The 12,493-nt window shown below is 72.3% G+C and carries 12 protein-coding genes; 5 read left to right on the forward strand and 7 right to left on the reverse strand.

Translation table 11 applies throughout. The features are described 5' to 3' along the window. Positions 1-4 precede the first annotated feature (4 nt). Positions 5-874 (forward strand): sulfurtransferase, encoded by an 870-nt coding sequence (locus H4N58_RS08365; RefSeq protein ID WP_167251853.1) that lies wholly within the window; start codon positions 5-7, stop codon positions 872-874. Between the two features lie 54 nt (positions 875-928). Continuing rightward, complete coding sequence (locus H4N58_RS20810; RefSeq protein ID WP_167251852.1) at positions 929-3,754, forward strand: AAA family ATPase; 2,826 nt, start codon at positions 929-931, stop codon at positions 3,752-3,754. A 1-nt stretch (position 3,755) separates the two neighbouring features. Here H4N58_RS20810 and H4N58_RS08375 read toward each other — a convergent pair whose 3' ends face one another. The 5 genes from H4N58_RS08375 to map all read right to left on the reverse strand — a co-directional run bounded on the left by H4N58_RS08375 (position 3,756) and on the right by map (position 7,234). Continuing rightward, the gene (locus tag H4N58_RS08375; RefSeq protein ID WP_167251851.1) at positions 3,756-4,607 is read right to left on the reverse strand and encodes a hypothetical protein; all 852 of its coding nucleotides are present in this window, start codon (positions 4,605-4,607) and stop codon (positions 3,756-3,758) included. Continuing rightward, on the reverse strand, positions 4,597-5,091 hold the full coding sequence (locus H4N58_RS08380; protein WP_167251850.1) for a hypothetical protein: 495 nt from the start codon (positions 5,089-5,091) through the stop codon (positions 4,597-4,599). The genes H4N58_RS08375 and H4N58_RS08380 overlap by 11 nt, the downstream gene beginning before the upstream one ends. Positions 5,092-5,148: 57 nt before the next feature. Further along, on the reverse strand, positions 5,149-5,562 hold the full coding sequence (locus H4N58_RS08385) for an MmcQ/YjbR family DNA-binding protein (RefSeq protein WP_167251849.1): 414 nt from the start codon (positions 5,560-5,562) through the stop codon (positions 5,149-5,151). Positions 5,563-5,639: 77 nt separating this feature from the next. Beyond that, positions 5,640-6,359: a hypothetical protein gene (locus H4N58_RS08390; RefSeq protein ID WP_167251848.1), complete on the reverse strand. Its 720-nt coding sequence runs from the start codon at positions 6,357-6,359 to the stop codon at positions 5,640-5,642. Positions 6,360-6,463: 104 nt separating this feature from the next. Next, positions 6,464-7,234 (reverse strand): type I methionyl aminopeptidase, encoded by a 771-nt coding sequence (gene map, locus H4N58_RS08395; protein WP_167008663.1) that lies wholly within the window; start codon positions 7,232-7,234, stop codon positions 6,464-6,466. A gap of 64 nt (positions 7,235-7,298) precedes the next feature. Here map and H4N58_RS08400 point away from each other — a divergent pair, with 64 nt between their 5' ends. Beyond that, positions 7,299-7,601 carry a helix-turn-helix domain-containing protein gene (locus tag H4N58_RS08400; RefSeq protein WP_167008667.1) on the forward strand — a complete coding sequence of 101 codons (303 nt, stop codon included), beginning with the start codon at positions 7,299-7,301 and terminating at the stop codon, positions 7,599-7,601. Positions 7,602-7,611: 10 nt separating this feature from the next. On the opposite strand, the gene H4N58_RS08405 is transcribed toward H4N58_RS08400, so the two are convergent. Next, positions 7,612-9,150: an ATP-dependent DNA ligase gene (locus H4N58_RS08405; protein ID WP_167008670.1), complete on the reverse strand. Its 1,539-nt coding sequence runs from the start codon at positions 9,148-9,150 to the stop codon at positions 7,612-7,614. A 40-nt stretch (positions 9,151-9,190) separates the two neighbouring features. On the opposite strand from H4N58_RS08405, the gene H4N58_RS08410 reads away from it, so the two are divergent. Then, positions 9,191-10,444, forward strand: a complete 1,254-nt coding sequence (locus H4N58_RS08410) for a geranylgeranyl reductase family protein (RefSeq protein ID WP_243845170.1) — start codon at positions 9,191-9,193, stop codon at positions 10,442-10,444. Continuing rightward, positions 10,441-11,169 carry a queuosine precursor transporter gene (locus tag H4N58_RS08415; protein WP_167008676.1) on the forward strand — a complete coding sequence of 243 codons (729 nt, stop codon included), beginning with the start codon at positions 10,441-10,443 and terminating at the stop codon, positions 11,167-11,169. The genes H4N58_RS08410 and H4N58_RS08415 overlap by 4 nt, the downstream gene beginning before the upstream one ends. Positions 11,170-11,257: 88 nt before the next feature. Here the strand turns inward: H4N58_RS08415 and tgt are convergent, their stop codons facing one another. Further along, a complete protein-coding gene (tgt, locus tag H4N58_RS08420; RefSeq protein WP_167008680.1) occupies positions 11,258-12,493 on the reverse strand; it encodes a tRNA guanosine(34) transglycosylase Tgt in 1,236 nt (411 codons plus the stop codon).

Genomic DNA, 12,493 nt, shown 5'->3' on the forward strand with positions numbered 1-12,493 from the left:
GCCCATGCCTGACTTCCCCACCGCCGAGCCGAATTCTGAGCCCCTGGTGACCGTGCCCACCCTCGAGCAGCTCGTACGCGAGGGGGAGGCGGTCGTGCTCGATGTCCGCTACACGCTCGGCGGCCCGCCCGGACGGGGCGACTACGAGGCCGGGCACGTGCCGGGCGCGGTCTTCGTCGACATGGACAACGACCTGGCCGATCCCCCTGGTGGTGGGCGCGGGCGGCATCCGCTGCCCGACCCGGAGCGGTTCGCCGCGGCGATGCGGCGCGCCGGGGTCCGGCACGACCGCACGGTCGTCGTGTACGACGCCGCGGGCGGGATGGCGGCCGCGCGTGCATGGTGGCTGCTGACGTACTTCGGCCACCATGACGTACGCCTCCTCGACGGCGGGTGGGCGGCGTGGCTCGCCGCGGGGCTTCCGGTGTCGTACGAGGAACCGGCCCGTGGCGACGGCGACTTTACGCCCGACCCGGGGCATCTGGGTCTCGTCGATGCCGACGGGGCCGCTCGGGTCGCGCGCGAGGGTGTGCTGCTCGATGCGCGGGCTGCCGAGCGCTATCGGGGAGAGGTCGAGCCGATCGACCCCGTAGCGGGGCACGTACCGGGCGCTCGGAGCGCCCCGACGACGGACAACGTGGACGACGCCGGTCGGTGGAAGCCCGTCGCGTCGCTGGCGGAGCGTTTCGCGGCGGTCGGAGCGGTGCCGGGCGCGGAGGTCGCCGTCTACTGCGGATCGGGCGTCACCGCCGCTCACGAGGTGCTCGCGCTGCGCCGCGTCGGCGTCGACGCCGCGCTCTACGCGGGGTCCTGGAGCGAGTGGGTCAGCGACCCTGCGCGGCCCGTGGCGACCGGGTCGCCCGAGCGCCCGTAGGTCGCTGGTACGGGGACTGCGAGGCGGTCAGCGTCGTACGGCACGATGAGAAGCATGTCCCCAGTCCATGCACCGCTCGTCGGTCGCGCCCAGGAGCTCGCGACGCTGCGTGACGCCTTCGCCGACGTCTGTGCGGGCACGCCACGCACCGTCGTCGTCGCTGGCGAGGCAGGGATCGGCAAGAGCCGGCTGCTCGCGGAGTTCGTCGCTCGCGTCGGCTCCGACGAGGCAGCCCTCGTCCTCAGGGGCTGGTGCGCCGACTCCGGGTCCGGCCCCCTCCCGTACGCGGCGCTCGACGGTGTCCTCCGTGACCTGGTCGCCGCACTCGGTGCCGAGCGCACGCTCGAGGCCGCTGGTCCGGGTGCCGACGCGCTCGGCCTGGTCGCGCCCCGGCTGATCGACGTCCGCACCGACGTGGGCCCCGGTCGGCTTCCGGACGTCGTGGCGGGGCTGCTCGCCGCCGTGGGCCGCGAGCGCCCGATGGTGGTCGTGATCGAGGACCTGCACTGGGCCGACGAGTCGACGCGCGCGACGGTGGCGCGGCTGGCCCGCACGGGCACGGACGAGTCGGTCCTCCTCGTCCTCAGCTTCCGCAGCGACGACGTCGGCCGCGGCCACCCTCTGCGCACGACGATGGCCGAGCTCGAGCGGGCGCGGCTGATCACGCGCGTGGACCTTCCTCGCCTCGATCCGACGGAGGTCGCCCAGCTCGCGGCGGCCCTGCTCGACGCCGAGGACGTGGGCCCCGGACTCGCCGACCTGGTCGAACGCAGCGAGGGCGTCCCCTTCTTCGTCGAGGAGCTCGTCGGCTTCCTGGGCGTCGACCTGCCCGACTCGCTGCGCGACATGCTGCTCCTTCGCTACTCGCGCCTCTCGGCGGGAGCCCAGGAATTTTGTCGGCAGGTCGCTGCCGCCGGCGCGCGCGCCCCGTACGACCTGCTCGCCGACGCCCTGGGAGCCGAGGCGATCGCTCACGCCGAGCCTGCCGCCCGCGAGGCGGTCGAGGCGGCCGTGCTGGAGGGCGACGAGGACGGTTACGTATTCCGGCACGCGCTGGTCCAGGAGGCGGTGGTCTCCGAGCTCCTTCCTGGGGAGCGTCGTCGCCTGCACTCGGCGTACGCGCAGGCGCTGGAGACCTCTCCGACGACTGTGGCGCGCCAGTCCGCGATCGCCGACCACTGGTGGCGTGCGCGGGTGCTCGACAAAGCCCTGGCCGCCGCCGTCATCGGTTCGCAGGCCGCCGACCGCGCGGGGTCGTGGACGACGGCTGCTGCGCTCGGGGAGCGTGCGCTCGAGCTGTGGGAGATGGTGCCGGGCGCCGAGACGGTCGCCGGCATGCCGCACCATGAGCTGCTGGCCCGGGTCGCCGACTCGGTGCGCTCGACGACCCGTCTCGAGCGCGCGCTCGCGCTGTCCCATCAGGCGCTGGCGGAGTGGCCGGACGACGACCGCTACGGGCTCGCCGGGGCGCTCGACGACGCAGCCGTCATCGCGGCTCAGGCCGGCAGCACCGAGGGGCGGGCCTTCCTCGACCGGGCGCTCGCGCTGGTGCCGCCGGGCGACAACGACAAGGTCCGGGCCACCCTGCTGGTGACGAAGAGTCGTGACGCGATGCTCGACGGGCGGTCGATCGAGGCGATCGCGTCCGCCACTGCCTGCTACGAGACCGCGACCGCCGCAGGGTCGACTCGCGAGGTGTCGCTGGCGCTCAACATGCGCGGCGTGTGCCGGGTGACGATCGGTGACGCGGGCGGATTCGACGACCTCGAGCGCTGTCGCGAGCTGGCCGGGGACGACTGGATCTCCTTGTCGCGCTGCTACACCAACACCTCCGAGGCACACCTCATGTGGGGCCGGTACGAGACGGCGCTCGCGCTCGCCTCCGAGGGCGCTCGCCGCTCGCGCGGCCTCGGGTCGGGGTGGAGCACCGACGCCATGCTTGAGGGCAACGCCGCCGAGGCGATGATCGCGCTGGGTCGGTGGGACGAGGCTGCTGCCTGGTACGAACGCGCGATCCCGCTGGTCTCCGACAGCATGTTCGCCGTCTATCTGCGCGAACGCTGGGCGTGGCTCCAGATGTGGCGCGGCGACGTGGAGTCCGCCGAGGCGATCGCGCGGGCCAAGCTTGCCGACTGGAAGCGCTTCGGCCGCCTCGAGCAGCAGGTCCGCACCCGCGTCGCGGCCATGCTCGGTGAGCTCGCGCTGCTGCGGGGCGATCCGCACGAGGCGCTGCGGCTGGCGCACGAGGTCCTGTTCTGGCGCGACGACCAGGACCGCAGCCCCGCGTACGAGCTGCCGGTGGCGGTCGTCGCCGCGAGGGCCATCGGTGTGCTTCGACGGTCGGGCGCTGAGGACGTGCCTGATGTGGCTCCGTACCGTGCGCTTGTCGACGAGTGCGAGTCCTGGCCCACCTATCCCGTTTTGGCCGCGCTGTTCGCCGCCGAGCTCGGTGAGGGGCCGTGGAGTGCGGTGGCCGAGGCCGAGGGGCCCGCCCATCTGCGTCCGTACGCGCTGCTGCGTGACGGCGAGGCGCGGCTCGAGGCGGGCGATCGGGCAGGCGCCCGCGCACGCCTGGCGGAGGCGGTCGCGGCAGCCAGCGCGATCGGCGCTGGGCTCGTCGTCCGGCGCGCCGAGGAGCTGCTCGAGAGTGGTGGCCTCGACGCTGTCGTGCGGCGTGGTGATCCCGCCGAGCTCACCGAGCGCGAGCGTCAGGTGCTCGGGCTCGTCTCGGAGGGGCTCAGCAACGGCGAGATCGGCGAGCGGCTGTTCATCTCCCGCAAGACGGCGTCCGTCCACGTGTCGGCGATCCTGCGCAAGCTCGGCGTGACGAGCCGTACGGAGGCGGCGGTGAAGGCGCGCGCGGGCGACGCGGGCGGCTGAGTCACCACCTGTTGGTGACGCGTCCAGACTCGGGCGGGTGCCACGACTGGGTCGGCGGCTCGGCACCCCACTGGCGCAGGGGCGACCGCGGATAGGCGACGCCGTACTTCTCGTCGACGGCCATCACCCAGCCGCCGTCGCGCACGTCGCCGCGCAGGTCGAGCGTTCCGCCGGCGTACGGGACGCACTCCGGGGGAAGCGTGGCGTCCCAGCTGTACTCGTCCTCGCCCACGCGGATCCGCAGGGTGACGCGGTGCGGCTTGCGCTTGTCTGAGTGGAGGACCGCGACCACCTCGGCGCTGACATGGTCGCGCGGGTACAGGAGGGTGCGGAACGCGCGGAGGGGGATCGAGTCGCCGACACTGAGGAGGCGCCGCGCGAGCACCAGGAGGATGCCGCCGCGCAGGAGGAAGCTGACGGCCAGGAAGCGCGCGCGGGCGAGAAGCGACGCCTCCGCGTCGGCCGCGCTGGCCGCCCAGGTCGGCTCTTCGGGGTCGACCAGCACCTCGAGGCGCTCGCCCTCGTCCGGCCCGCCGAAGAACACGGCGAGTCCCGTATCAAGGGTCCAGAGGTCGGCGTGAGCGCCGTCGGGAAGTCGTACGACAGCAGACCCGCCGCCGACACCCTCCGACTCCTTCGCGGACAGGTCCTCGACGTCGACGACGACGGCCTTCTGTGGCGTTTGGGTGGCCGCGAGCGCGCGGGCGCGGCGCAGGTCGCCGAGCTCGGTGCTCCCGGAGACGACGTACCAGAACGTGACCGCGCCGACACCCAGGACGGCCGCCATCGCGAGACCGGCGAGCCGTCTACGCAGCTCCGTCCGGATCGTGTCGACCGTGTCGTCAGTCGCCACGGGCGGCAGCCGCGGGACTCGCGCGCAGCCGCAGCCGCTTGCATGGATAGGCGGTCCCGTGGGCCGGATCGAGCGCCAGCACCCAACCACCGTCCCGGACATCGCCGCGCAGGTCGAGCGTGCCGCCGGGGTACGGGACACAACCCTTCGGGAGACGGGCGTCCCACTGGTAGTCGTCGGTGCCGATGCGGAGTCGGAGCGTGCGGCGAGACTCCCAAGGACGCGGGTCGTTCGGCAGCACGACGGCGGTGGCCGCGCCGCGTGCGTGCAGCAGTGGGCGGAGCGCCTGGAGCGGGACCTCAGGGCCAACCGTGCGAGCCGTCCCCGTGAGAGCGAGGAGCCCGACGAAAGCGAGGGTGTAGACACCCGTGTCGAGTGGCGAGACGACGTACAGGGCCAGGAGTCCCACCGCGAGGATCATCAGGATGGGCACGACGACGGCTCGTCGCCGAAGCGCCCGGCGGGTGTCGAGGTCGAGGCTCACGGCCGCACTTTAGGGCCGCACGCCTCAGCCTGTCTCCTGATCCGAGCACCTCTCTCGTCAGCTGGGACGCTCGTCCTCCCAGCGCCTCACGACCGTCTTCGGTGCCTGCGACCGCCAGGCGTCCTCGATGACCTCGGCGAGCTCGTCGCGGGTGAGCTGACCGAGGTGCGCGAGCCGCAGCAGCACGGCGTTGTAGCCGTTGACGTGGTCGGTCGTGAACCACGGCCCGTCGCCCTGGACGAACGCGAGCTTGTCACCCTCGTCGGGCACGCGGAAGACGAGGACGTCGGTCAGCCGCTCACCGGTCGCGGCGTCGAGCGCATCCGGGCGGGGCGAGCGGTAGCCGACGAAGAACTTCCTGCTCACCTGGTACGACGGCAGGCCGGCCCAGCCGGGCACCTTGGTCGTACGGGGGAGGGCGAGCGCGACCTCGTCGATGTCGGACTCGCGCGCCTTCCGTGAGCGTGCCATCGAACCTCCTCCGCGGGCGGACGAACGGGTCCCTCCATTCTCCGCCTGGTTCTGCCGGCAGGACGCAGGGAGCGACCTCAGCCCGCCGCGCGTACGGTCCCGGTGGCGGCGTCGTCCGCGCGGAGGACGCCCGTGGGGACGGCCCGGCGGAGCACCTCGCGGGCGGTCAACGCCATGGCCGCGAGGAGCAGGACCTCGCCGAGGTTCGTGACGATCGCGTTCGACGCGGCGACGGCGGCGACGACGAACATCTGCGCCGCGCCCGCGAGGATCCACGGCCACCGCGCCCGGCGGAGCACCATGACGCCGATGACGATCAAGGCGACGATGGTCGCGATCTCGGCGAACGGGGGAGCGCCGTCGAGGTGCTTGTAGCTGAGCACGCCGTCGGTCGTCACGGGCGTCAGGTGCATCCCGACCTCGCCGGAGAGGCCGAGCGCCACGATCACCGCGGTGAGCGCGCCCCAGATCGCAAGGCTGCGCCGTCCCTGGAAGCCGGCGACGCCCCACCGCTGGGCGACGCGTGCGGCGTACAGGACGAGGAGTGGGGTGAAGAGCGCGTGCATGAGGTAGCGCGGGTACGAGGCGGCCTCGAGCGCGGCGCTCTCGCCCCACGAGGCGCCAAAGGTCAGCAGCGTGTTGTCGTACGCCAGACCGACCGTGACGAGCAGCGGCAGGACGCTCTCGCGGATGCCCAGCGCCCAGCCGCGCTGTACGAGCACGACGAGGGCGACCACGAGGGAGAGGGACGCCAGCGTGTACGCGAGCAGGGCCCAGTTGTGGGGCTGCATGACCATGTCGACTCCGAGAGAGGGGGCGGGATGCTGTGCACTGTGTCACCCGCCACGGCCCGTCGTACGGGGGAGTCGCGAGTCGTTGCCGAATCGTGCTCCGCGCCCGTCTACCTCGGCAGCGTCAGGATCTCGGCTCCGTCGCTGGTGACGGCGATCGTGTGCTCGCTGTGCGCCGTACGGCAGCCTGTCGCGCTGCGGAGCGTCCACCCGTCGGCGTCGGTGACGAGATCGGCGGTGTCGGCCATGATCCACGGCTCCAGGGCGAGCAGCAGGCCGGGGCGCAGCTTGTAGCCGCGACCGGGCCGCCCGGTGTTTGCGATGTGCGGGTCCTGGTGCATCGTCGAGCCGACACCGTGACCGCCGAACTCGAGGTTGATGGGATAGCCCGCCTCACTGAGGACGGAGCCCATGGCGTGCGAGAGGTCGCCGACGCGCGCGCCGGGGCGGGCAGCGGCGATCCCGGCGGCCAGCGCGCGCTCGGTCGTCTCGATCATCGCGACGCTCTCCGCGGGCTTGGCCTCGCCGACCACGAAGCTGATCGCGGAGTCGGCGACGACTCCGCCCAGGGACACGGCAAGGTCGAGCGAGAGCAGATCGCCGTCGGCGAGCGTGTAGTCGTGCGGCAGCCCGTGCAGCACGGCGTCGTTGACGGAGGTGCAGATGTAGTGGCCGAACGGCCCCCGTCCGAAGGACGGCGCGTAGTCGACGTAGCAGGATTCTGCACCCGCCTCGAGGATCATCGCCTTGGCCCACCGGTCGACGTCCAGGAGGTTCGTGCCAACCGTGGCGCGGCCCTTGAGCGTCTGCAGGATGTGGGCGACCAGGGCACCCGTCTCCCGTGCTGCGGGCAGTCGGCTGGGGGTCAGGATCTCGATCATGCGTCGCCTCTCTCGTTCCCAATAACTATCCCGGTCATGTTATCCCGGTATTAGTATCGGACCCATGGTCAGGTTGCCGCTCACACCCGCAGAGGTCGAGCGCGGACAGCGCCTCGGTGCGCTCTTGCGTCGCGCGAGGGGCGAGCGCTCGATGCTCGCGACCGCGCTCGATGCCCGTGTCTCGCCGGAGACTCTCCGCAAGATCGAGTCGGGCCGCGTCGCGACCCCCGCTTTCTCGACGATCGCGGCGATCGCCGACGTCCTCGGACTCTCGCTGGATGCGGTGTGGGCCGAGATCAACCCACCCGCCCACGGCGCCGAAGCGACCGCGGACGATCGCCTCACACCGGAGCGGTCAGCGTCGTAGGCCGGCCCCGTCAGAGGAGCGACCGTACGGCTTCGATCGTGTCGGCGTCGTCGGGCCGCTTGTCGTCGCGGTAGCGCAGCACCCGCGCGAACCGCAGCGCGACACCGCCGGGATAGCGCGGCGAGCGCTGCACGCCGTCGAACGCGATCTCCACGACCTGCTCGGGCCGCAGCTGGACCACGTGGCTGTCGGTCGGTCCGTCGGCCAGCTCGGTGAACCGATCGGTCTGCCACGCCAGCATCTCGTCGGTCATCCCCTTGAACGTCTTGCCCAGCATCACGAACTCGCCGTCGGGATCGCGCGCGCCGAGGTGGATGTTGCTCAGCCAGCCCTTGCGGCGCCCCGACCCCCACTCGACGGCGAGCACGACGAGGTCGAGGGTGTGGCGCGGCTTGACCTTGACCCACGCCGCACCCCGGCGACCCGCGTCGTACGGGGCGTCGAGCGACTTCACGACCACGCCCTCGTAGCCGGACGCCACCGCATCGGCGAAGAACGCCTGCGCCTCCTCGGCGTCGGCCGTACGCAGCCTCGGCACGCCGAGGCCGGGCGCGACCCGCTCGAGCACGTCGAGCCGTTCGTGGAGCGGACGGTCGAGCAGGTCGTCGCCATCGGCGTGCAGCACGTCGAAGAACACCGGCGACAGCACCCGGACGTCCTCGCTGGAGCGCAGGTCGGGCGCGGCGTCACGGGGGTGGGTGGCGCCGAGTGACGCGATGTCCTGGAACGGCGCCGGCCGTCCGTCGCGCTCGACGATCAACGCCTCGCCGTCGAGGACGAGCGGGTCGGCCGCCAGCCCCCGTACGGTTTCGGCGATCTGCGGGACCCGCTCGGTGATGTCGTCGAGGCTGCGCGTGAAGACCCGGACGTCGTCGCCGACGCGGTGCACCTGGATGCGGATGCCGTCGAGCTTGGTGTCGACCGAGGCGGGCAGCGCGGGACCAACCTTGTCGAGGGCCTCGGCGACGTCCGGCGCCGACGAGGCGAGCATCGGGCGGACGGCGCGGCCGGGCTCCAGGCCTACAGCAGCGAGCGCCTCGACTCCGCCGGTCATCGCCGCGAGGGCGACGGGCGCGCTCGCCCCCTGCAGCATCGCGGCGCGGCGCACCGCAGTTGCCGGCACGTCGGCGGCCTCGGCCACGGCATCGAGCACGACCGAGTCGAGGGCACCCTGACGGACGTCGCCCGAGACCAGTCCCGCGAGGAAGCGCTGCTCGTCGGCCGTCGCGCGGGAGAACAGGGCGTACGCCGTCTCGGCGCGGGCGGTCTGCGATCCGGGACCGGCGAGCCCGGCCATCGTCTCGAACGCCGCGTCGGTCTCCTCGATCGTCAGGGTCGGCGCGTCCGCAGGAGGAGGGAGGTCGCGCAAGGACGCCCACCCCAGCCCCGTACGACGCTGGCGGAGCTCACCGGACAGGTAGGTCACGACGAGCGCGAGCACGCTCGGGTCCGTACGCCGCAGCAGCGCGGCGATCTCGGCCCGCTTCGCCAGGCGAGACCGCGTCGCGGCGACGGCGCGCGAGGTGTCGACGACCTCGGAGAGGAGCATGCGGCCCATTGTGCTGCGGACGGATGACACAATCGACCGCGTGAGTCCCGAACCCGCCGCCAGCCTCCCCACCCGCACCGACGTCCTCGTCGTCGGTGCCGGCCCCGCGGGATCCGCGGCCGCAGCGTGGGCGGCGCGGCACGGCCTCGATGTCGTCCTGGCCGACGCGGCGTACTTTCCCCGCGACAAGACGTGCGGCGACGGCCTCACCCCCCGCGCCATCGCCGAGCTGGAGAGACTCGACCTCGGACCCTGGGTCCGCCGCCACGGCATCAACCGCGGCCTGCGCGCTGCCGGGTTCGGCCAGACGCTGATGCTTCCCTGGCCGGGAGGCTCCCTCCCCGACTACGGCTCGGCCGTCCCGCGTACCGAGCTCGACGCCCATATCCGCGCCGCCGCCCTCGACGCCGGCGCCACGCCGCTCGACGGCGCCCGCGCGGTCGACGTGGTCCGTGACGGCGCACGCGTCAGCGAAGTCGTGTTCAAGACCGCGCGCGGCCCGCACCGCGTCGCCGCCGACCGCGTCGTCGTCGCCGACGGCGTCCGCTCCTCGCTGGGCCGCGTCCTCGGCCGCGAGTGGCACCGCGAGACCGCGTACGGGGTCGCGGCGCGGTCGTACGTGAAGTCCGCCCGCAGCGACGACCCGTGGATCTCCAGCCACCTCGAGCTGCGCGACGAGGACGGCGCCGTGCTCAGCGGCTACGGCTGGATCTTCCCGCTGGCCGACGGCGAGGTGAACCTCGGCGTGGGCACGCTCGCCACGTCCAAGCGCCCCGCGAACATCCAGCTGCGCCCGTTGATGGAGCACTACGCCCGCCTGCGTCGTACGGAGTGGGAGCTCGCCGACGAGCTGCGCGCCCCGACCTCCGCGCTCCTCCCGATGGGCGGCGCGGTCTCCGGCGTCGCAGGCGCCAACTGGGCGCTGATCGGTGACGCCGCCGGCTGCGTCAACCCTCTCAACGGCGAGGGCATCGACTACGGGCTCGAGACCGGGCGGCTCGTCGCCGAGCAGCTCGTCTCCGGCGCGGACCTCGCGGCGGCGTGGCCCGCCGAGCTGCGCGGCCACTACGGCGAGGCGTTCTCGATCGCGCGCCGGCTCGCGGGGCTGCTGACCGTGCCGGGCATCGTGACGTACGGCGGCCCGGTGGGCATGCGCTCGTACGCGCTGATGACGATCGCGCTGCGCCTCATGGGCAACCTCGTGACCGACGAGGACCGCGACGCCGTGGCCCGGCTGTGGCGCTGGGCGGGGCGCATGTCGCTGCGGCTCGACCGACGGACCCCGTTCGCGTGAGCGACGACGGGGGAGCGGCGCCCGCGCATGACGGCGCGGTCCGCTACGCCTCTCGCGGCTCGACGCACTTCGACGTCATCCTCGCCGCGTTCTGCGTGGTGCTCGTGGTGTCCAACGTCGTCGCGACCAAGGGCATCGAGATCGGCTCGGGCGCCTGGAGCGTCGGCAGCCTGCAGCTGTGGCCAGTGATCACCGACGGCGGGGCGTTCCTGTTCCCGCTGGCGTACGTGCTCGGTGACGTCATCTCGGAGGTGTACGGGTTCCGGGCAGCGCGCCGCGCGATCGTGACGGGGTTCGCGATGGCGATCATCGCGTCGGTGACGTTCTGGGTGGTGCAGCATGCGCCTGCCGCGTCGTTCTACGAGAACCAGGGCGCATACGAGGCGGTGCTTGGGTTCGTCCCGCAGATCGTGCTCGCGAGCCTCGCGGGATACGTCGTGGGCCAGCTCCTCAACAGCGTGGTGCTCGTGCGGATGAAGGCGCGTACGGCCGAGCGCGGGCTGTTCGCGCGGCTCGCGACCTCGACCGGCGTCGGCGAGCTCGCGGACACGCTGATCTTCTGCGCCATCGCCGCGTCGGTCATCGGGATCACGACGTGGGGCCAGTTCTGGAACTACGCGGTCGTCGGGTTCGTCTACAAGGTCGGCGTCGAGCTGCTGGTGATGCCGGTGACGATGCTCGTGATCGGCTGGCTGAAGTCGCGCGAGCCCACGTACTGGCGCTGACCGTCCCGTCCCGTCCCCGATTCGGGCAGTTCTGCACGGAAACGGGCGGCCCGTTGGGTGGAGAACTGCCCGAATCGCGGACGCGGCCTCAGCCCCGTCGCGCGTAGTAGCGGCCGAGGAACTCCGCCTTGAAGTCGGCGTACGTCCCGTCCTCGATCGAGGCGCGGATCCGGTCCACGAGCCGCACGATGAAGCGCTCGTTGTGGATCGTCACCAGCGTCGCGGCGTTGTACTCCTTGGCCTTGAACAGGTGGTGCAGGTACGCCTCGGTGTAGTGCGCGCACGTGTAGCAGTCGCACTCCGCGTCGATCGGCACGAACGAGCGGCGCGACGCCGCGACCGCGAGGTTGCGCTGGCCGTCGTGCGTGTAGACGCGGCTCGAGCGCGCGACCCGCGACGGGCTCACGCAGTCGAACGTGTCGGCGCCGTTCTCGATCCCGGTGAACAGGTCGTCCGGCTCACCGATCCCGAGCAGGTGCCGCGGCTTGTCCTCGGGCAGCTCGTCGCACACCCAGCCGACGATCGTGCCGAGCTGCTCCTTCTCGAGCGCGCCGCCGATGCCGTAGCCGTCGAACCCTGGGCCGTCGGACCCGAGCTCGACCAGCCCCTGCGCCGACCGCCGCCGCAGATCCTCGTACTGCGCGCCCTGTACGACGCCGAACAGCGCCTGATAGGGCTTGCCCGTACGCGCGATCGTCAGCTTCTCGTGCTCGGCCACGCACCGTACGGCCCATGCCTGGGTCCGCTCGACGGAGCGCTCCTGATATTCGCGGGTGTTCATCAGCGTCGTGCACTCGTCGAACGCGAAGATGATGTCCGCGCCGAGCTGGTGCTGGATCTGCATCGACACCTCAGGGGTGAAGCGGTGCTTGGACCCGTCGAGGTGGCTCTTGAACGTGACGCCCTCGTCGTCGATGTGCGCGAGGCGCTCCTTGCCGTCGGCGATGACGTCGTCTGCCCTACGGCCGGCTGTGTCCATCGCGAGCACCTTGCGGAAACCGGCGCCCAGCGACAGCACCTGGAAGCCACCGGAGTCGGTGAACGTCGGCCCCGGCCAGTTCATGAACGCCCCCAGCCCGCCGGCCTCGTCGACGATGTCGGCGCCCGGTTGGAGGTAGAGGTGGTACGCGTTCGCCAGCAGCGCCTGCGACCCGAGGTCGGCCATCGTCTCGGGCAGCACTGCCTTCACGGTGGCCTTGGTCCCGACCGGGATGAACGCAGGGGTCTGGATCTCCCCGTGCGGGGTCGAGATCACGCCGGTACGGCCCTGGGCGCCGTCGACGGAGTCGGCGAGGCGCTCGGACACGGAGAAGGAGAAGGTCAC

It is taken from the genome of Mumia sp. ZJ1417, from assembly GCF_014127285.1.
GTDB lineage: Bacteria > Actinomycetota > Actinomycetes > Propionibacteriales > Nocardioidaceae > Mumia.

Bases quoted from the DNA above. Each gene is read 5' to 3' on its own strand.
- H4N58_RS08365 (WP_167251853.1), top strand. From the start codon at position 5: ATGCCTGACTTCCCCACCGCCGAGCCGAATTCTGAGCCCCTGGTGACC.
- H4N58_RS20810 (WP_167251852.1), top strand. From the start codon at position 929: ATGTCCCCAGTCCATGCACCGCTCGTCGGTCGCGCCCAGGAGCTCGCG.
- H4N58_RS08385 (WP_167251849.1), bottom strand. From the start codon at position 5,562: ATGGCACGCTCACGGAAGGCGCGCGAGTCCGACATCGACGAGGTCGCG.
- H4N58_RS08390 (WP_167251848.1), bottom strand. From the start codon at position 6,359: ATGGTCATGCAGCCCCACAACTGGGCCCTGCTCGCGTACACGCTGGCG.
- map (WP_167008663.1), bottom strand. From the start codon at position 7,234: ATGATCGAGATCCTGACCCCCAGCCGACTGCCCGCAGCACGGGAGACG.
- H4N58_RS08400 (WP_167008667.1), top strand. From the start codon at position 7,299: ATGGTCAGGTTGCCGCTCACACCCGCAGAGGTCGAGCGCGGACAGCGC.
- H4N58_RS08405 (WP_167008670.1), bottom strand. From the start codon at position 9,150: ATGCTCCTCTCCGAGGTCGTCGACACCTCGCGCGCCGTCGCCGCGACG.